The 20,584-nt window shown below is 40.9% G+C and carries 17 protein-coding genes and 4 pseudogenes; 16 read left to right on the top strand and 5 right to left on the bottom strand.

The window, feature by feature from the left end; all coding sequences use genetic code 11:
• Positions 1–206: 206 nt before the first annotated feature.
• The gene (locus tag AC3CHU_RS19830) at positions 207–551 is read left to right on the top strand and encodes a DMT family transporter (protein WP_054546235.1); all 345 of its coding nucleotides are present in this window, start codon (positions 207–209) and stop codon (positions 549–551) included.
• 99 nt (positions 552–650) lie between these two features.
• Here the strand turns inward: AC3CHU_RS19830 and AC3CHU_RS19835 are convergent, their stop codons facing one another.
• Entirely contained in the window at positions 651–803 is a 153-nt protein-coding gene (locus AC3CHU_RS19835) for a hypothetical protein (protein ID WP_488526278.1), read from the bottom strand.
• Positions 804–1,796: 993 nt separating this feature from the next.
• Between AC3CHU_RS19835 and gbpA the strand changes: the two genes are divergently transcribed.
• The 8 genes and pseudogenes from gbpA (at position 1,797) to AC3CHU_RS19875 (ending at position 9,385) form a co-directional block, all read left to right on the top strand.
• Positions 1,797–3,263: an N-acetylglucosamine-binding protein GbpA gene (gene gbpA / locus AC3CHU_RS19840; protein WP_488526279.1), complete on the top strand. Its 1,467-nt coding sequence runs from the start codon at positions 1,797–1,799 to the stop codon at positions 3,261–3,263.
• Positions 3,264–3,449: 186 nt separating this feature from the next.
• Entirely contained in the window at positions 3,450–3,770 is a 321-nt protein-coding gene (locus AC3CHU_RS19845; RefSeq protein WP_488526280.1) for a hypothetical protein, read from the top strand.
• Positions 3,760–4,872, top strand: a complete 1,113-nt coding sequence (locus tag AC3CHU_RS19850; protein WP_488526281.1) for a cytochrome-c peroxidase — start codon at positions 3,760–3,762, stop codon at positions 4,870–4,872. Before AC3CHU_RS19845 ends, AC3CHU_RS19850 begins: the two co-directional genes overlap by 11 nt.
• A gap of 202 nt (positions 4,873–5,074) precedes the next feature.
• On the top strand, positions 5,075–5,890 hold the full coding sequence (locus AC3CHU_RS19855; RefSeq protein ID WP_488526282.1) for a hypothetical protein: 816 nt from the start codon (positions 5,075–5,077) through the stop codon (positions 5,888–5,890).
• Between the two features lie 65 nt (positions 5,891–5,955).
• The gene (locus tag AC3CHU_RS19860) at positions 5,956–7,245 is read left to right on the top strand and encodes a PepSY-associated TM helix domain-containing protein (protein ID WP_488526283.1); all 1,290 of its coding nucleotides are present in this window, start codon (positions 5,956–5,958) and stop codon (positions 7,243–7,245) included.
• Positions 7,246–7,705: 460 nt separating this feature from the next.
• Positions 7,706–8,110, top strand: a complete 405-nt coding sequence (locus AC3CHU_RS19865; RefSeq protein ID WP_488526284.1) for a DUF723 domain-containing protein — start codon at positions 7,706–7,708, stop codon at positions 8,108–8,110.
• 80 nt (positions 8,111–8,190) lie between these two features.
• Positions 8,191–9,110 (top strand): annotated as a pseudogene (locus tag AC3CHU_RS19870) (IS5 family transposase).
• Between the two features lie 95 nt (positions 9,111–9,205).
• Complete coding sequence (locus AC3CHU_RS19875; RefSeq protein ID WP_488526285.1) at positions 9,206–9,385, top strand: LuxR C-terminal-related transcriptional regulator; 180 nt, start codon at positions 9,206–9,208, stop codon at positions 9,383–9,385.
• A 27-nt stretch (positions 9,386–9,412) separates the two neighbouring features.
• Here the strand turns inward: AC3CHU_RS19875 and mpaA are convergent.
• A pseudogene (mpaA, locus tag AC3CHU_RS19880) lies at positions 9,413–10,124 on the bottom strand (murein tripeptide amidase MpaA).
• Between the two features lie 149 nt (positions 10,125–10,273).
• On the opposite strand from mpaA, the gene AC3CHU_RS19885 reads away from it, so the two are divergent.
• The 7 genes and pseudogenes from AC3CHU_RS19885 to AC3CHU_RS19915 all read left to right on the top strand — a co-directional run bounded on the left by AC3CHU_RS19885 (position 10,274) and on the right by AC3CHU_RS19915 (position 16,942).
• On the top strand, positions 10,274–11,899 hold the full coding sequence (locus AC3CHU_RS19885; protein ID WP_488526286.1) for an ABC transporter substrate-binding protein: 1,626 nt from the start codon (positions 10,274–10,276) through the stop codon (positions 11,897–11,899).
• Between the two features lie 432 nt (positions 11,900–12,331).
• Complete coding sequence (locus AC3CHU_RS19890; protein WP_488526287.1) at positions 12,332–13,381, top strand: ethylbenzene dehydrogenase-related protein; 1,050 nt, start codon at positions 12,332–12,334, stop codon at positions 13,379–13,381.
• Positions 13,382–13,460: 79 nt separating this feature from the next.
• Complete coding sequence (locus AC3CHU_RS19895; protein ID WP_488526288.1) at positions 13,461–14,060, top strand: cytochrome C; 600 nt, start codon at positions 13,461–13,463, stop codon at positions 14,058–14,060.
• Between the two features lie 15 nt (positions 14,061–14,075).
• Positions 14,076–14,486, top strand: coding sequence for a cytochrome c3 family protein (locus AC3CHU_RS19900; protein ID WP_171330270.1), 411 nt, complete (start codon positions 14,076–14,078; stop codon positions 14,484–14,486).
• Positions 14,487–14,677: 191 nt separating this feature from the next.
• Positions 14,678–14,992 (top strand): annotated as a pseudogene (locus tag AC3CHU_RS19905) (LysR family transcriptional regulator); the annotation flags it as partial.
• Positions 14,985–15,227, top strand: a pseudogene (locus AC3CHU_RS19910) (diguanylate cyclase domain-containing protein); the annotation flags it as partial. The pseudogenes AC3CHU_RS19905 and AC3CHU_RS19910, both read left to right, overlap by 8 nt.
• 209 nt (positions 15,228–15,436) lie before the next feature.
• Complete coding sequence (locus AC3CHU_RS19915; protein ID WP_488526289.1) at positions 15,437–16,942, top strand: putative bifunctional diguanylate cyclase/phosphodiesterase; 1,506 nt, start codon at positions 15,437–15,439, stop codon at positions 16,940–16,942.
• 203 nt (positions 16,943–17,145) lie between these two features.
• Here the strand turns inward: AC3CHU_RS19915 and AC3CHU_RS19920 are convergent, their stop codons facing one another.
• The 3 genes from AC3CHU_RS19920 to manA form a co-directional block, all read right to left on the bottom strand.
• A complete protein-coding gene (locus AC3CHU_RS19920) occupies positions 17,146–18,570 on the bottom strand; it encodes a PTS fructose transporter subunit IIBC (protein ID WP_065206331.1) in 1,425 nt (474 codons plus the stop codon).
• Positions 18,571–18,583: 13 nt separating this feature from the next.
• Entirely contained in the window at positions 18,584–19,024 is a 441-nt protein-coding gene (locus tag AC3CHU_RS19925; protein ID WP_488526290.1) for a PTS sugar transporter subunit IIA, read from the bottom strand.
• A gap of 265 nt (positions 19,025–19,289) precedes the next feature.
• Positions 19,290–20,507, bottom strand: a complete 1,218-nt coding sequence (gene manA / locus AC3CHU_RS19930) for a mannose-6-phosphate isomerase, class I (RefSeq protein WP_488526291.1) — start codon at positions 20,505–20,507, stop codon at positions 19,290–19,292.
• Positions 20,508–20,584: the final 77 nt, after the last annotated feature.

Here is a 20,584-nt window from a genome sequence, read left to right on the forward strand (position 1 = left end):
TAGGTTTCTAGATCATTGGATTAAAGAAGGACCCACTAAAGATGAATTCGTGGGTCTTTTTTGTTTGTCTGTAGAGAAACTTCAATCGAGGATTACACTCAAGGCTTTTTAGGGTATGTCATAATAATTGCTTACTGAAAATCGCATGAATTGGAAATAAAACTACAATATTCTGAGCGCCGTATTTTATTATTGTGGACTCGAACATGCTTTTATCTCTCCCACCTCCAGTGATGCTATCACTCGCTATCGTGCTTGAAGTTGTCGCGACTTCTCTATTACCTAAAACGCAACAGTTTACTTCTTTACCTGCGACTGCCGCAGTGCTAGTCGGTTATGGCTTTGCTTTCTATCTGTTGTCTCTCACGGTTCAAACTATGTCTTTGGGTGTGGCGTATGCGATTTGGTGTGGGGCCGGGATAGTGCTAGTCGCAGCTTTGTCTTGGTTGGTCTACGGGCAAAAACTCGATATTTTCGCGATAATTGGCATCGCTTTGATTTTGGCAGGTGTTGTGATTATTAACTTGTTTTCGACGTCAGTGAGTCATTAGGGCTCTAGCGCGTTTCTGCTCCACTCTTTTTAGTTAAAGCTACATTTGAGGGAATACAACTATGTCTGTATTCCCTTTTTGAATTGATATCGAGGGAGTCTAATCCAAACCAAGTTGCGCTTTAAGGCCATCAATAAAGGTTCTATCATCAAGGGCTTTACGATTGTCCAGTAGCTCTTTTGCGTCTTCTCTTGCACGATAGCGTAGAGTGTCAGTTCCATCCGTCGTTGCTGTGTAGATTACGTTTGCCACCACTTCAGGCGCGGAGCCTGGGAATTCAGAAGCAGCCCACCCTCCAAAGTTGAAATAGCAGCCTCCCTTCCGTTGATTCTTCTACATTTAGAGCAATGATTTTCCCGTGCTAAAGAATGACTGTTTAACGCGTTAATGGAACTTCAGTGCTCAAGATATTTGTTAATAACAGAAGACAAATGCTTATCGTTGCTTGTGTATTAGCCTTACAGCACGGAACATCAAGCACCATTTGAACTAACAGCTTTATTGAGTAGCCCCATGATTAATGGACAGAGCATTTATGAGTAAGTGTTCAAGCTTATTTTGTTTGGCTGAGCAAACGTGTCTGCGTGAAAGTCATAGGCAATGACCGACATAACGGTATTGTCAAAGTTAAGGTTGTTATCAAAGTTATCGACGTCAGAATGAGAGCAGGCGTGGCTAGAGTATGTAAATCAGATATTTTCAAAATAAGTGCAGTTGTTGTTTTCACTATGAAGCTTTTGGTAGCCCAACACTGATTTTCCTAAGCTGAACATTGTATCGGTTACATAGATTTCGATATCTCTAACATTGAGTTAGTAGTAACTATCCGTAGCCGTTTTTTGTACTCAAAGAGAAAGTTAAGAGGTCTTGACTGAATTACGACCTGCCAGGGTCTGTAAGGTTATCGAAGAATAATTATAGCTAATAGAAAGTCGGATTATACGCATAAATTTATCAACACTTAGTTGCTATATCCGTCCATGGGGCTCTTTTTTCACGTACAGGTACACTTAAACTCTTATGCGCAAGGGTTTAATACGTTGTGTGTGGGAAAAATCCTACAAGAGTAATTATGAACAAATCATTAAAGTGCGTGCCGTTGTCTGTGCAGTATTACCAATGCAGATCGGATGCTGGTTGTCTGTGGCTGATGTCGCTGGTACTCAGTTATTATTTTCCACGAACAACAAATTATAAACAATAAAAGTCACTTCACTAATAGAAGTCATCTCATTAGGAAAAATAATGAAAAAAAATTACATTTCTCATGCTATTGGATTTGCTATTCTAAGTTTGGGTTCAGTTAGCACAACTGTGTCAGCTCATGGTTTCGTCTCTGGTGATCTTCCAGGCCGAGCAGCACTGTGTTCCTCACGAGATGGAAGCGGTCCACTACACAATACGCAATGTGGAGGCGTTCAATGGGAGCCACAAAGTGTAGAAGGCCCAGAAGGGTTTCCTGAAGCTGGTCCTGCTGATGGCACAATCGCAGCGGCAGGTAGTCCTGCTTGGGCACCATTAAATGAGCAATCAGACCTGCGCTGGCACAGAAATCAGATTAGCGCTGGTCACAATGTTTTTACTTGGCAAAAAACAGCGGCGCACGTAACTAAAGATTGGAAATATTACATTACAAAGGATGGGTGGAATCCAAATCAACCTCTTACCCGTGCTCAGCTTGATTTAGTACCGTTCTGTGAAGTAGATGGTCATATGACCCAACCTGATATGTTAACTACACACGAATGTATCGTCCCTGAGCGAGAAGGTTATCACTTAATTTTGGCTGTGTGGGATGTAGGTGATACAGACCAAGCTTTCTACAATGTCATTGACGTTGAATTTGATGGCGACAACACCCCTGCTCCAACCCCTGAATGGGATGAAATTGGCTCAATCTCTTCTCAAATAAAACTGGATATTGGTGACAGAGTTTACACTCGTGTCTTTGACAACGAAGGTGAGAATACATCAATGTCTACAAGCTTAATCATTGATGAATCCACGAAAGACTTCAACCAATGGTCATACGCTCTATCAACGAAGATGAACAGCGAACATACACAGCTTCAAGCTGGTGTGCTGAACTCTGAAGGTGTTGCTCAACCTGTTTATGGTCAGAATAATATTTATGCTTTGAGCAGTTCTAGCCTTTCTAGTGTAGAAATTGCTTATGATTATGCAGAAGTGCCTGAATATGACGTGACTGTTACTGGTTTAGAATCAACTTACGTTATCTCTAATGAGCCAACCCAATTGGATCTTGATCTAACTGCTACAGGTGATGTAAAGGTTGAATTGACTGTTCTCAACAGTGAAACTAACAGTCGTGTTGGTTTTGAATCGATTAACATCTCCGATGGCCTAACTGAAACTGTTTTAATAGAACTGAGTGAATCGAATCCTGGGTCTCACCTGATTCAAGGAGTTTTGAAAAACAGTGATGGTGAATTTGTAAAGCAACACACCTCTCACTTTGAGCTTATTGATGATTCAGTTGAAAAACCAGAACCAGGAGAATACGATTTTGTTTTTCCTAACGGTTTAAGCTCTTATTCTGAAGGTACTCGTGTATTGGCTTCTGATGGTGATATCTACGAGTGTAAAGGCTGGCCATATAGCGGTTATTGTGTTCAATGGTCTGCAAGTGCAACTCATTATGAACCAGGTACCGGTTCTCACTGGCAAGAAGCTTGGACTCGTTCTAAATAAAGCACAACTATAATTCAATAGCCCTAAAAAGTAGGGCTATTTTCAAGTTTAAAATATCACAGTCTCTAATTATTTAATACTTAAGTTCGATGTCACGAATAAACTATATGTATTATAAAGTAGGCTAGTAATTATTAGTGCCTTATGGATAAAGTTACAGATATTTATTTTTAGGAATAAGGGCGAGTGTATAAAATATTTTTATTTTCTCTCATGTCATCAGGTGTAATAGCTGATGATGTATTCAATCCAAATGTCGATATGGAATATAGCTATAATGAATACTACAAAATAGCTTTACCTATAGAAAAAAACAATTGTCATGATTTGTCAATTTCAGGATATATGTTTGGGCATTCTCATGGATTGCCAACCAATCCAGAAATAACATACAAAAATAATTCATGTATAGTAGAAGGGTTAATGTTCAGTATGCCAGGGGTATGGAGTGTGATAGTTTCAAGAGAACAAGATCTTATATTAAATAAGCGGTTTAATGTTAAATAAGACATCAATATTACTAATGCTTGTTTCTGTTGTGATTTTTTTAATTAAAAAATTAGAAACAAATGTTTCTCTAAATACTACAGAGTTGAAATTAATAAAATCATTAGCGTTAGATGAATCTACGTCAAAGAAAAACATGGGTCTTAATGGTGATGAAAAAATAGGGCTAATGCTCTTCATGGATAAAAATCTCAGTGATGATAAAACCATTAGCTGCTCCTCGTGCCATGAACCTAAATATGACTTTAGAGATATCAATAACGTAACGAAACTAAGAGATCGTGATGCTAGTATTATTGCACCGAGCTTGAGAGGTGTTCATAAGCAAGAATGGTTCTTTTGGGATGGTCGTAGTGATGCTATATGGAATCAAGCTATCGAAGCTCTAGAGAATCCTTCTGAGCATAATATAGAGCGAAATGACATTTTTAATTATATTTGTGGTTACTATACTGATAAATCGAATGAGATAGACTCATTATGCAAAAAGAAAGATGAATCTGTTACCGAAGAGTTAGTAATTACCGTAGGTAAATACATAGAAGCCTATGTGTCTTCAATTAATCATTATTGGACCCGGTTTGACCAATATAATCTTGAAATGAAAACTAACGGTGTATCTGACGTATTAAGCCCATCGGAAGTCAGTGGATTAAAACTATTTATAGACAGGAAAAAAACAGGGTGTATTGATTGCCATAATGGTATTCGATTCACTAATAACAATTTCTTTTCTATTGGGACGGTGGAAAAGGGCAGCAGATTCAATCGTTATTATGGAATCGATAAATACTTATCATCTGAGTTTAACTGTCGCACGATACAGGAAGATTGTGCGCAAAGGAAATACCTTAAAGAACCGGGATATGACGATAAGGGAGCGCTGAAGGTTCCGTCTTTACGGAATCTTAGACACCATACACAGTTTATGCATGATGGACGTTTTAAAACATTGGAGGAAGTGTTGTTTTTCTATACAAATCCAATGACTCTCCCTATCACACATATAGATATCAAGCCTCTTAGGGTTTTTCCTCATCAACAAAAGGATTTAATTAATTTTTTAATGGCATTAAATGATGAATACAATACGAGTAATTAACAATAAAATGTTCTATATAGTTAGCGTAGCGCTCGCTTTTCTTTTACTACCATTCAAGTCCTATGCGCACGTTCAATGGTTTGTTGCACCTGAAAACATGAAATCAGTCTCGTTTGAGTTTGATATATTATATTATGTTATATTGGCTGCCATTTTTATATTTGCGTCGATTGCAGTATTAATATCGAACAAACAACACAGTATGAAAATTATCCATAAAATCACAAGTCATAAATTTGATATTAAACGTTCTCATTACGTTGGATACTTCGTTGTACTGAATGTGATATTTTTTCTTTTATTAGTTATTCAAGGGGGATTTATCGCCCCTAATCTTAATTTACCTAACCATTTAATTCCAATGGGTATACTACTTCAATCAATGATAGTCGTATCAGCTGCTATCAGTGTTAGTTTGTCTGGAATTATGATAATAGCCTGTACCATATTTATGTGTTTGGTCTTTCCTTTTGAGCTTTCGATAAACTATGCTGTAGAGTTCTTCGTTGTAGGTTTATTTATGCTGTTCACAGGACCTTACGTTTCTCGTATGGATAATAAGTTATTTGGGCAACTAAATATTAACGTAGATTCTCTTTGGGGGATTGCAATAAAAGTCATACAAATAGGTCTTGGGATTCAGTTAGCTATTCTGGCTTTAACTGAAAAGCTATTATATCCTGGACTAACGGTAGTTTTTATTGAAATGTTTCCATTTTATAATTTTTTCCCACAGATAGGGATGAGTTTTGTTAGTAATTTGCATTTTGTTTTTTTTGTTGGAGTATGTGAATTAATATTAGGCATTTTATTAATAACCGGAGTAGCGAATAGGTTAACAATGATAATGCTAGCATTCGCTTTTACTACTACATCAATAATTCATGGGATGCATGAAATAGAAGGGCACTTACCTATATTCGCAATAGCATTGGTATTACTTTTAGAGCTCAAAAATAGCAGGGTAAGCAGAACAATCAAAACCAATAATCACGTTCTTGAATCAATTAAAATTTAAGATCAGCTAAAATACTATATAGTCGTTATTTTGTAATAACGACTATTTTTATTAAAGAGAAAACTATGTCACAAATAGCGACGCAGATATTTAAAAGGCTTCACTTATACGTAGGTATTTTTGTTGGTCCTTTTCTAATGATAGCTTCACTTACAGGAGCAATATATGCATTAACACCAAGTATAGAAAACTATATCTATAGGTCTATTCTAACTAATTCAACTGAAGGTGTAGTGTTACCCCTAGCACAACAAATTGAAGAGGCTCAAAAGGCTGTGCCAAATTTATCACTTTCAGCAGTGAGGCCCTCTCTAGAGCAAGGAACCAATACTCGGGTTTTATTCGATGACCCTTCTTTGACAAATTGGGAAAGACAAACTGTATTTGTTAACCCAGTTTCAGGTGAAGTTCATGGTGTAGCTCCTTCATATGGAACCAGCGGTATTTTACCGTTAAGGACTTGGATTGACCACTTACATAGAAGTTTACACTTAGGGGAGACTGGAAGATGGTATAGTGAACTAGCAGCATCATGGTTATGGGTTCTATCTATTAGCGGTTTCATTGTTTGGTTCAGGTTAATCCGCGGTAAGCCTTTCAACAGCAAACGTCAAAATAAAAATCACCATAAAATTGGTTTGGTTTTTATGATTGGATTTTTGTTTCTCTCCGCAACTGGGCTTACATGGTCGAAGTATACCGGGCAAAATATAGGCTCACTGCGTCATGACTTCGGTTGGCAAACCCCAACGCTTTCAGCTCAATCAGAACACGCGCATCACGCGCATCACTCGCATTCTGATGATTTTGTAAATGTATACCTCTACGATACCACATTAGCTATTGCTCAGGAAAATGGTATAACCTCTAAAAAAGTGGAAATTAAGCACGCAAATACTCGTACTCAAGGATGGACAGTTACAGAAATTGATCGATCTTGGCCTACAAGTGTTGATGCTATATCAATTAACCCTCGTAATGGGAAAATTCATGATCATATTAAGTTCGAAGACTACCCGTTAGCTGCAAAGTTAACCCGATGGGGAATAGATATGCATATGGGGGTTCTCTTTGGAGTCATAAATGAAATTATTCTTTCCATTATCGGGTTATCTCTTTTCTATGTTTCTTATACTGGTTACAAAAAGTGGATAATGTCAAAGTATAAAATAATATTTAGACAAACTATTATTGGACTTGTAATTAAATTGCCAATAAAGACTAGGATATCATTTGTATTTGTTGGTTCGTTGACTGGGTTTTATATTCCCCTATTAGGGATTAGCTTGATTATCATTTTAATATTTGAACAAATATTACATAGAAATATATATGTCGTTAATTCTATTCAATAATATTTGTATATTATAATAAACAAAAGAATCAACTTGCTCTCTATTCGATGTCAGTCTAATAAGCATCGAAGGTGAATGAATTATTACAGCGACTCATTATCATTGGTTATAGAGAGTCAGATGCCAGGAGCCGCTGTACCAAATAGATTTAACTCACAAATCAGTGTCATTCTTAAACTAAACTCGCTTTTGTTGATAAAATGACAGTCTTCTAAGTATAGAGGAGAAGTAGAGAGTTTTACGGCGGAAGTTAGAGTACAACTTTCGCTTAGTTCCTTATTTTCATTAGGTTGCATAACGTTGAAACTCTATCTTTATTGGAGCAGGATATAGAGGTAATATTCGATAAAATAATGACTTATATGTGGCAGTATTAGTGAGTAAGTTAATTATCATGAATGAGTTACGAAAATGAGATTTTTTCGGTAAACAATCAGCTTTAAGGTCTGGTCGTGAGTCTGTGATTACAAGACCTAAAGACAAAGCAGCACTTGAGACTCATAGTCCTTTACTTTTTGAAGATATAAATATTGAAGTTTTCATGCCGATCCCTAAATATACAAATAACATTTTTATTAAAAAAGCGATTAAGCAATGGGGCAATCGTTACGATTACTCTCTTGTTCAATATGTAAATAGTCGGACACCCGTTGTTATTATTTGTAGAAAGCATCTACAAGAGTTTAAGCAAACCCCTAAAGCCCACTTTGCTGCAAAACACCATTGTTGTCCCTTGTGCTATCAGGAGGTCGCGGGTAGCTATCAGAATGAATGGAGATTGCAGGATAATACAATATCAGAGGGGGGGAATATAAGTAAATTTACGCCTATGATCAAAAGCATATTTTGTAACACTGAGTTATAGGGGCTTTGTTGCGTAATTCAATGGAACCAAATCCAGAGCCTACGATCTGATCAGCTACCTCCACTCTAACTCGTAGCCCTATGCCTAAGCCTCGTTACAAAACAACCAACTGGAAGCAATATAACCAATCACTCATTAACCGTGGTTCTTTGACCTTTTGGATTGATGAAGAAGCAATAAGCGGGTGGGCGCAAAGCAAACAGAATAAGCGCGGAGGCCGCGTCGGTTCAGTGATTTAGCTATCACGACAGCACTCATGGTGAAACGCGTGTTTTCTATGCCACTGAGAGCGCTTCAAGGATTTATCGACTCGATCTTTAGGTTAGCCCATGTTCCATTAAGCTGTCCGCATTACACCTGCATCAGTCGTAGAGCAAAGCAAATTGAGATTTCATTTAAGACTAAAACGAGAGGAGCGATACAGCACCTAGCCATTGGTGCGACTGGCCTTAAGGTTTATGGCGAAGGTGAATGGAAAGTTAAAAAACACGGTACGGATGGCAAGCGTAGAGTCTGGCGAAAGGTTCATATTGCCGTCGATACCAACACTCATGAGATCATTGCCGCCGAGCTCAGTTTATCAACGGTAACAGATGGAGAAGTACTCCCGAACTTACTGAAACAAACACGCCGAAGTATCTTTGAGGTGTCTGGTGATGGCGCTTACGACACGAGAGCGTGTCACGCTGCTATTAAGATTAAGGGAGCCATTGCGCTTATTCCCCCAAGAGAAGGGGCTGCCTTCTGGGAGCGTGGTCACCCTCTAAATCTCGCCGTGGGTTGCCAGAAATTATACGGCTCAAATAAGTATTGGAAAGAGCGGTATGGATACCACAAACGTTCACTCTCAGAAACAGCGATGTATCGAGTTAAACAGTTGCTAGGAGGGAAACTGAGCTTAAGAAATTACAATGCCCAGGCGGGTGAAACTTACGCGATGATAAAAGCGTTGAACAAGCTTACAGGGTTAGGTACGCCTGAAACTTATCGTATTGACTAAGAAATACACGAAACGGGGTAGCTCTATATCTAAATTTAATTACGCAACAAAGTCGTACAGATTTACAATCGGTAGAACAAAACACTCTCAGTAACTTGCTGTCCTCTCGAGAGATGGAAGTGTTGTTTTTTCTCATCAAAGGTAAAAACAACAAAAGTATCGGGGCTCAGCTTGCGATAAATGAGAAAACCGTCTCAACGCTACAAGCGTCAATATTGTCCAAGACTAAGTCGGACTCAATTATCTCACTCGCACAGAAATATGGTTTGAATTAGCGATTGTGTTAACGCTGAAAAAGTTCGTCAGAGGTTAGCTTTATCCCCCAACACCGCCACAAACGCATCCAGATACTGTTCGATGGTTAAATCTGCAGAAACAGGTGGTAGTTCTACGGTAATACACGGTAGGTTTCTTTCTTGGCACCAGGTGCCAAATGAGCCTGGGGTTTCGTAGTCGACGTCTTCAACGAGCGGTAGGTTGAATTTCTTGGCTCAGCCAAGTGGCGAGGTCTGATTGATCGGGATCGTCGACCATGGCGAGTGGTTCGTGGAAAGAGATGACGAATTTAGGTTGGCGCTGCTCAATGAGGTTGATGAGCGACTGCACTTCCGGTTCAAGTTGGTTGGCTTGTCCCGTTTTCACTTTTACATCTCTGACTGGGGTGTGAGAACTCCAGCGATAGATGGTGCCGTTTTCTGTCCAGTTTTGAGTTGGAAAGGCGCGGTTGAGATCGACTTGATTGGCGTTGGCACGGGTGCCTAGTTGATTGCCGTCGGGGTTCATCGATAAGATCACATCGTGTCGCAAGTTGGCGGCAGGCGCGCTTCTTAGCGCGCAAGACAAACCTGCGATAGAAGCGGTTTCATCGCCGTGTGTGCCAGCTAAGATCAGCCCGCGAGATTCGCTTTCTATTTGTGCGGGGAAGTAGAGTAAGGGTGCACCCAACACCGATTTTCCATATGACAGCGGCTTTATCGAAAACGCAGCTCTTTCCGTTCTTGGAATTAAACTCACCTTAATCTCCTGATTGATCAAGTAGTATCAAAGTGTCACTACTATTTAGATGACCTCTATTAAATAAACCATAGCGTCAAAACTCGTCAACCGTCGCATTGTTAATTTTATTACTTTGCTTCAAAGATAGGCTAGGAGAGCAAAAAAACATGGATTTTAAGAAACATTCAACGGCTTTACTCATTTCATCTTTATTGACCCCTTTTATCTCAGTGACTGCCGTTGCTGACACATTGCCTGCCGGAACTTCTCTGGCGAAAGAGCAACACTTGGTGCGTGCCAATGATGCAGAAGCTGCGACGCTTGACCCGGCAAAGGCAGAAGGCTTGCCTGAAATGCACATTCTACGAGACCTATTTGAAGGTTTAGTGATTCAAGATCGCGATGGCAACATCACTCCAGGTGTTGCGGAATCTTGGGAAACCGAAGACAACCAGACCTTTGTATTCCACCTGCGTAAAGATGCTAAATGGTCGAATGGCGATCCAGTGACGGCCGATGATTTCGTGTATGCGATAAGACGAGCGGTCGACCCGAAACTCGCTTCGCCAAATGTGTGGTATCTCAAGCTAACTCAAATCAAAAATATCGCTGATGTGGCAGAAGGTAAGAAGCCTGTTGAAGAGCTCGGTATCTCGGCCGTTGATAAGCATACGGTGAAATTCGAACTCGATAGCAAAGTGCCTTACTTTGTGGCGATGACAGGCCACACTTCAATGATGCCCGTTCACAAGGCAACGTTAGAAAACAGCGATAAGCCGTGGAGCGACCCTAAGCAGTTTGTTGGCAATGGTGCGTTTGTTTTAGGCGAGTGGGTGGTGAACGAACGCATTGAACTGGAGAAGAATCCTAACTATTGGGACAGTTCAGATACGCACTTAACCCAAGTGACTTACATTCCGTTTGAGAACCAGAATGCGTCGATTAATCGCTATGCGGTGGGCGAGGTCGATATTACGTCTGATGTGCCGACACACATGGCTCAGCAGCTCAAAATGAAATATCAAGAAGCGTATACAGCGGTACCTTTATTGTGCACTTACTATTACGCGTTCAATACCACACGCCCTCCGTTTGATGATGCGCGAGTGCGTAAAGCGGTGTCTTATTCCATGATGCGTAATGTGATTACTAATGGAGTGACTCAAGTCGGTAACTTACCGGCTTATACCTTTGCTCATGAATACACGGCAGGTTTTGATGCCACTCAACCTGAGTACAGCACATGGACACAAAAAGAGCGAGACCAAAAGGCGAAAGAGCTGTTGAAAGAAGCGGGATACGATGCAGCTAATCCATTGGATTTCAAATTGCTCTACAACACCAGTGAGTCGAACAAGTCGATTGCAGTGGCTATTGCTTCCATGCTGAAAGGTAACCTAGGCGCGCAAGTTGAGTTGGAAAACCAAGAGTGGAAGTCTTACCTAGTATCACGTCGCCAAGGTGATTTTGATGTAATGCGAGCGTCTTGGTGTGGTGACTACAATGAAGCGTCGACCTTCTTGAGCCTGTTGCGCTCTGAGTCATCGGGTAATTTTGCGCGTTACAACAACGACAAGTACGACTCAGCAATGGACAGCGCATTGGCCGCAACCAATGAGCAAGATCGCCAAGGTTTCTATGATCAAGCTGAGCAGTTACTGGCTGAAGATATGCCTATCGCGCCAATCTACTACTACATGCAGGCTCGCCTAGTGCGACCAAGTGTCGGTGGGTTTGCTAAGAACAACGTTGAAGGGCGTATCTATTCTAAGGATCTTTATATCAAAGAATAGATAGATTAACTGTGAGATCTGATATGGCGGTTTGAAGACATGACGGATCTAAGAAATAGCGCATAAAGATCAAAAAAAGAAGAAGAGGGACGTTGAACATAAATATATGATTAACGTCCCTTTATTATATCTCTGTTTTAGATAAGGCTGTTTATAGGCAATTTTAGCTGCCTATAAATGAACGTTGAGGCTCGAAGTCGATACTAACCATTATTATTTGTGAATTCGTTATGAAGAGCCACTATAAAGCTATTGATATTTATAATATTTGAGGTTTTCTGCAAAAAATTACCCTCTATTTGTTGAGTTCTAAATATCTATTTGGTCTATTTGGTCTATTTGTATTTAAGTTGATATCGATCAATTGAAAAAGCCTAATTAATTCCTACGCTTAATTATATAAATAGAGCAATGGGATTTAGGAGGGTAATAATGAAGTACTCAATGATGACGCTATCAGCCGTGGCTGTACTTATGATCATTCCAGCCAGTGCTGTTCAAGCAAAAGATAAGATACTAGAGAGCAGTAAGCTTGCCTCAAATATAGTTATCGATGGCAGCGTTGATGCCGTTTGGGATCAAGCTAAACCGCTGACTCAGAAGGTGAATAAATTACCGTATAAGCCAAATAATGGCTATGAGGGTATTAAAAAAACCAGCGTGGAAATGAAATCAATGTATGACGATGAATACATTTATTTCTTGTTTAGTTATGCCGATCCGACCAAAAGTATTGACCGCTTTCCTTGGATTAAGCAAGAGGATGGTTCATGGAAACAGTTAAAAAATAAAGATGACACCGGACATGACAATACCTACTACGAAGACAAATTTGCGGTCTATTGGAATATCAATGCTGAAGGCTTTTCTGATAAGGGGTGTAATGCTGCGTGTCACAGAGCTAAAAAGGGAAAAAACGCAGGGCGTGGTGACAAGAACCCTGCACGGAAATACACCAATCGTGAAGGTGAGTTTATTGATATGTGGCACTGGAAAGGTGTGAGAACTGCGGTTCATAACCAGCTCGACGACCAATACGTCGATAGCAATACTGATCCAGAACAAAACAAAGGTTGGGGACGTAAAGGTGACAGCAAAACAGGTGGTGGGTACGTTAATAACGTAAAAGACGGCCAGCCAGCCTATGTATCAGATAACTTGACTAATGAAACGTTACTGATTTTAGATTCAGGGAAGAAACCATTTACACCTGACTACAATCAGTTGGAACGAATTCCAGGTTTAACGGGTAAGCCATTTACCGGTTCTCGTGGTGATATCGAAGTCGGTGCCGTTTGGAAAGAGGGTATTTGGACTCTTGAAATGAAGCGTAAGCTTGTCACTACTGGTGAAAATTCAGAAACGCAAGATGTGCAATTTAACGATTTGAGCCAATTATATCCATTTGGTGTTGCGGTTTTTGATAACTCTCAAATTAATCACATATACCATCGTGGTGTGTTAAATCTTGAGTTTAAATAAGTATAACACTCGTCACTAACTGAAATGATTTGTGTCGAAATAATCGACTCAAATCATTTCTTCACAGAAGAGTATTATTATGGTCAAAACAGTTACTCAATATATTTCTTATTTATTTGTGTTGACCACGTTGAGTATATTCTTTATTCCGTTATCGCTCTGTTCTGAGCCAACAGTTCAGGATTCCGCTGTCCATAATGTAGAACCGTTTTCTAGCCAAGTTACCAATGAAGCGGGAATACAGACTTTAATAAAAGAAAATAAGCGTTGTATACGGTGCCATCAAAAAAAGCGTCTGCTTAAAAATATTGATGCCATCGCTTCTGTAGGCGCACATGCCAGTACCGAGTTTCACAACAACTGCACGGCTTGTCATGGCAGAAAAGGTTCTCACCCCAAAGATTCTGATCTAGTGAGTGTGATTCCATTCGATGATCATATCGACTTACCAATTTTTGAACAAAACCAAAAGTGTATCGCCTGTCATTCTCCAGAAAGCTTGAGGGCCAGTGAGTGGACCCACGATGTACACGCCACCAAATTAACATGTTCCAACTGCCACAATTTACATCGAGATTCAGACCCGATTATCGGTATCAGTAAGAAGTTCCGTATTGGGCTATGTGCAACCTGCCATGAAGCTATTCTGCGTGAGAAAGCGCTTAAGTCGCATCGGTAAGAAGGAGCCAGTTTTATGAGTACGACTAAATATTTAATTGGTGTGTTACTTGCTGGAGTATGCGCTCTGGTGGTCGCTGAAGATTTACCTAATCCAGATGAGCATAATCTTGCGAATATTCACCTAAAGGATGAAACATGTGCGGGGCAGTGCCATCTAGACGAAGAACCTTCTGACGATCTTGAGTTTGAATATAACAGCTGCGTGGAGTGTCATGATGATTTTGGTCACCTCGAAGGACGCCAGCATAATCTAAAGCACAAAGAGAGCGAGGAGATGGAGTGCGTCGAGTGTCATCTTCCCCATGAAGAATTTGATCCTAAGGATAGCTGCATAGATTGCCACGATGAAGAAGACGAGGAATTATCAGACTTTTATTCAGTTAGGCTAGAGCGCTATTTAAATACGTTTAGCCTTAATTTCTAGAAACTCATCATATTAAAAGAGTAGAGCGAGTACTCTTACTTTAGATGTTATGGGTTTACTCTCTTCAACGTCTTTAAGCGGTGCGTGCTTCGCAAATATCTGCATTTTCTAGAGCTGCGTTATTCCAAAGATCGCTACATCAAAGAATAGATAAGTCTGATGTGAGCTTGGATCTATCGCTCAATGAAGCCATGTTACCCCCTCTACGCGCTCTTGTTGCATTCGAAGCTGTTGCTCGTCTCGGTTCCATTGGCGCTGCCGCGAGAGAGCTTTGCGTTACATAAGCTGCGGTTAGTCAGCAGCTCAAAAGTTTAGAAACCTTCCTCGCCTGCCACCCTTCTATAAAAAATACCCTTTTATCAGGCTCGATATTCAGCTGGTGGACTGGCCATCAACTACCCCTTTGTCAGAATGTTGATATCGAACTGACCAATGGCAAGGTCGAAAGCGAAGACACCCATTGCGAGCGACTGTTTCAAGAACATTGGCAGTTGGTGTGCAGCCCTTTCAGAGAAATTATGCTCAGCAATTCAGAAGATCAAACTTGAGCAACAACCAACTCTAACAATTACGTCTAGTTTTGGTATTAGCTTGCTATCAGAAAATGAAAAATGGAAAGACTGTGTCGATCGCGCTGATAGGGCGCTTTATCAAGCAAAGCTTAAAGGACGAAATACAATTGTAATTGAAGAGTCATATGACAGTTACTCGACATCAACAAAAGCGATTGGCAGCTCTTAGTTTGGCTAAGAGCTAATATTCTCACAAATTGTTCTTGCCATGTTTTAACCTTAAAAGGTTTTCGTCGCGCAGAGTGATGACGAAAATCGGTAAACAAAAGTTAAAAATAAAAACGCGAGCGGTAGATTGCGATTTATGTTGGTGCTACGTTATGAGCAATTTATAACATATAAGTCATGACACATTAGACTGAGAGATAGCAGCTAACGATGAACAAGACAAAAAGATATCCGGCCAACATAGTATTCAGTTACTTAATACTGTCATCTTTATGGGTTTTATTTTCTGATCTCGCGGTTGAATCACTATCAAATGACTTGCGAGAACACGCCTTAGCACAGACAGTCAAAGGCCTGGTATTTATCATTCTAACGTCTGCTTTGTTATGGGTAATGGTTCGGAAAAATAATCGAGATTTAGAGAGCGCTAACGATCTTGATAGTGTCACTGGGCTTCATAGCCCATCCGTTTTTTATCGATATTTAAACAAAAGGCTAAAAAAATCCCAGGCCAGTGACCATTATGTCCTCTTCTTACTCGACATTGATAACTTCAAATCTGTAGCTGATCAGATTGGGTTCGAAAATACGAATTTATTTTTAAAAGACATCGCCCGATCGATTGAACTTCCTATTGAGCATCAACCACTTTCGTCACGGGTACATTCCGATGGTTTCGCATGTTTAGTCAAACTCGATGATAAGGAAGATATTGAATCCTACATTGCTCTCGTACATCGTAGATTTAACCAATGTGCTTATCGTTATGATATCAACGCCACTTGTTGTATTGGCGCTGCTCTATTCCCCTCTGATGGAAATAATGCCAAGCAACTTATGGCATCAGCAATCCACGCCTTAACTGAAGCAAAAAAAAGCAAGAATACGATTGAGTTTCATGACCCAAAACTCACTGAGCTTGAACGTCAACGTCAAGAGATGGTGCAAGAATTACGTAAAGCGATTGATGACAAAGCGATTGATATTGTGTTTCAGCCTAAATACAACATTGAAAGTAAATTTGTCGCTGGCGTGGAAGTGTTGTCTCGTTGGACGCATGAGCGCTATGGTGTCGTTTCACCAGATATCTTTGTCGCGCTAGCAGAAGAGAATCATTTTTGTCGTGATTTGACTACGTTAGTTCTAGAGAAGACTGCGTCACAACTTAGGGCTAACGGTTTACTAGGGAATGAGCTTAATAGTGTCTCGGTCAATATTTCAGCGGTAGAGCTAAATAGCGTTGATGACATGAACCATCTGGATGAATATCTACGAAAGGATCCCGAGTTTGCTCGCTTACTTTGTCTTGAAATCACTGAAACCGCTATTTTGAAAGATATAGATCAGTGTGCAATCGCTGTTCAGACGTTAAAAAAACAAGGGGTGTCCTTTTCGATAGATGACTTTGGTGTTGGTTACACTTCTTTTGGTATATTTAGCAAATTAGATGTAGATGAAATCAAAGTCGACCGCAGTTACATCAATGGGTTAGAAGATGATTATCGTTCTAGAGCCATAACGTCTGGTATTATTGATATCGCGCGAGGGTTTGGCATTAATGTCGTGGCTGAAGGGGTTGAAAATGCTCAACAGTTGTCAATTTTGAAAACGTTAAATTGCGAACAAGCCCAAGGTTATTATCTAGGCTACCCGATGTCCTCCAAACAGTTAAAAGTAAGTCTTACCCCTGAAAAAGAACCATGTTCAACAACATAACGTAATATTTTTTCATCTAAGCGACAGGGATACAGATGACTTGTATCGAGAAGGATACTGTTAGCCTAACTATAAAAAATCCCCATTCGTTGATAAACGAATGGGGATTTTAGTTACTAGGGGGTAGTTACTTTATCAATAGTGAGCATTCACTAATTTATTGATTCTTTTAGATAGCTTTTGGCTTTAGATAACCTTTGGCTTTAAATAGCGACCATAGTCGCGGCTTTCTTCATCGCTTCCTTAGTCGAGCATTCAATCACGTTCGCGTTAGCAAAGCGGTGTGCGTCTTTCACTTGAATATCGTGAGCCAAGATAACCAGCCTTGCGTTAGCCACATCTAGGTCGCTGATGCGGTTCTGAATACCGTTTTGACCTTGTGTTTCTACCTTAATCTTAAGGCCTGCTGCTAAACCTGCTTTCTCTAGTGCTTTTGCGGCCATGAAGGTGTGTGCAACACCAGAAGGACAACATGTTACTGCTACGATGTCGTACTCGCCTTCGCCTGCTACTGGAGCCGCTTGAGCTTGTACTGGCGCTTCAGCCATGTCTTCATCGGTTTCAACAGCCACTGGTTTCCAGAAGCCAACGATAACGGCTGTGGTTAGTGAGCCAAGTGCAATACCGACGACGTACATTGGAATGTTGCTTGATACTGGTGCAGTAATTAAGCCGCCCCACGGTGCGTGCAGTAGAACGTCTGTCATGAAGCCAAACACACAACCAACAATACCGCCGGCAACGATTGAAGGAAGTACGCGCATTGGGTCATTTGCTGCGAATGGGATAGCACCCTCAGAGATACCGATAGAACCCATGATTGCTGCAGCTTTACCTGCTTCTTGCTCTTGTTTAGAGAACTTGTTTTTGAATAGGAAAGTCGCCAATGCCATACCTAGAGGTGGCGTACAAATCGCGATGCCTACGCCGCCCATTAGCCACGGTTGTGTGTCTACTTGAGTTTGAGCAAATAGGGTCGCTACTTTGTTGATAGGGCCGCCCATATCAAACGCAGTCATACCGCCAAGGATTGTGCCTAGAACCATCTTAGATGCGCCAGCCATTGAAGCTAAGAACTCGTTCATAGAAGACATGAACAGTTTGATTGGCTCACCGATGCCCCACAATACGATACCTGCAGAGATTAACGTGCCTAGAAGCGGGTAGATGAAGTAAGCACCTAGCGCTGTCATGTTCGCAGAAAGCGGGATCTTCTTAAGTTGGAACACCACGCCACCGGCGATAAAGCCTGCCACGATACAGCCAAGGAAGCCGCCGCCCATGTCAGCCATGATGCCAGAAGAGATCATCGCAGGAGCAAGTGCTGGTTTATCTGCAATTGAGTAACCAATAAAGCCGCCAAGAATGATTGGGAAAAGAACAAGGCCTTTGATACCGATATTAGAGATGTCTGCCAGCAAGCCGTCGGCAGGTACTGCGCCTTTACCCGATGCCATTACCGCTAAAGCCAACAGAACACCACCGGCTACGATGAAAGGTAGCATGTGTGATGTACCAAAAAGCAGGTGACCTTTCATAGTACTGAGGATTTTTTTATAGTCGCTACTACTATTCTTATTATTAGAATTGCTACTGGTATTGGTAGCTTGATTTGCTAGGGTGCTCATAATTTTCTACGCCTTATGAATTAATTAAAATATTAAGGATTTGTTGTTCGTCTTTTGCGTTATGGATATTTTGAATAAATTCATCGCTGAATTTTCCAAATAGTTCTTGTAGTACATAAATATGATGGTCAGCACCGTTATCTGGTGATGCAATCATAAAAAATACGGTTGGGTTAATGCCGTCGTCATCGCCATACTCGATACCTTCACGCTTAACACCGACAGCAATTGCGGGTTCAGTGACTGCCTTGCTTTTTGAGTGTGGGTAAGCAATGCCGTCCATTGAGGTAATGCTTTGAGATTCACGAACTTCGATGTCTGCCAAGAAGGCTTCTTTACTGCTGATTCGCTTGTTCTCAAATAACATGTCTGCCAATTCTTCAAACAGTTCTTTTTTATTTTTCGCTTGAAGGTTGTTATTAATTAAGTTGACGTTAGTTAGCTGTGTGATCATTTATTAACTCATTCACTATTGAAGTTCTTGAATTAAAATTAATGGATTAACCCGATTCGCGAAATAGCAAATAAAAGCCCTTCACTGCATATTTGTACCAAGCAAAATTAAGTGTGATTTGCATCATTAATGCAGTGTGATACGGGTCATACTTAATGGCGTTTTGATTATGTTTTGATACGCCAATAGGCTTCGTAAAAACAAAAATGCCCCGCAAAAGCAGGGCATGATCAGTGTGAGTTTATTTAGATTTGCTCAGTGCTGACTAACTGTAAGCGCGTGCAACACGCCCAACACAATCCAGTTTGTAACTCTCAGCATAAGCGGGAATGAAAACCGATTGGCCTTTCTCTATCACACAGGTTTCACCGCATTGATGGGTGAGCACCATGGATTCATCGAGCGGCAGCAAGATCTCTGCACCCTCAGTAGTGATCTCTCTCTTATGAGAATTCTGGACGATAGAGAACTTAAAATCCTCGACGGGAATTTGGTATTCCATTACATCACCTTGCTCAACTGGGCTTAGCAGTAACCTATCCGCAGGCTTTTCATTGAATTGAGTACAAGAGACTAGTTCATTGATATCCATGTACTTAGGTGTCAACCCGGCACGAAGCACATTATCGGAATTCGCCATGATCTCTAATCCAGTCCCTTTGATGTAAGCGTGGGGCGTTTCAGCATCCAAATACATGGCTTGCCCTGGCTTTAGGGTGATCACATTCAATAGCAGCGGGGCAAACAGGCCGATATCACCCGGATACTGTTGTTCCAACTCTGAAATCAACTGGAACACACAGTTATCAGAAAGCTTCGCCTTCATCAACAACATGGTGAGTGCCATTCCTTTTTGTTCGCCTTCCAAAGACAACAGGCTTGCGAAAAAGCACGCTAATCCATTCGGTGTTTGATCGCCCGCTAAATCGTTGATCATCGAATGCAGCTCTGGAATATCGAGGTAGTGGAAATGTTCAAGGATCTCGTCGATCGACCTAAAACCATTCATCGCCGTGTAGTCGGTTAGGGCATACACCAGTTCTGGCTTGTGATTGGCATCTTTGTAGTTACGGTTGCCCGCCGTCATTGGAATGCCTTGCTGCTCTTCGAGTGCATACCCAGATTCCGCTTGTTGCTTATTCGGGTGTACTTGAACTGAGAGCGCTTTCTCTGCTGCTAATACCTTAAACAGATACGGCAGCTCACCAAAACGACTCGCCACTTTCTCACTTAGAAACAGGTTTAGGTTCTGAGAGATCAAGCTCGATAGGGTGGTCTGCTGCCCGTTATTGTTCACCATAGAACAACCATTGGGGTGAGCGCCCATCCAGATCTCCGCTTGCGGCTCGCCAGATTGGTTATCAATACCAAACAGTTGGCTAAACGAAGAAGGGCTACCCCATGCGTAGTTTTGAATCACATTAGTCATAGGGTAGAAAAAGCGTTGTACGAACGAGTCGTTCGCTAAAGAAAAATCAGACATCGAAATCACCATGAAGGGAAACATGGCTTGAGCTGTATTAGTTCCTAAAAAAAGGAGAGTAAAAGGGCTCAAGCCAT

This window comes from Vibrio sp. QJM3NY_39, assembly GCF_057785895.1.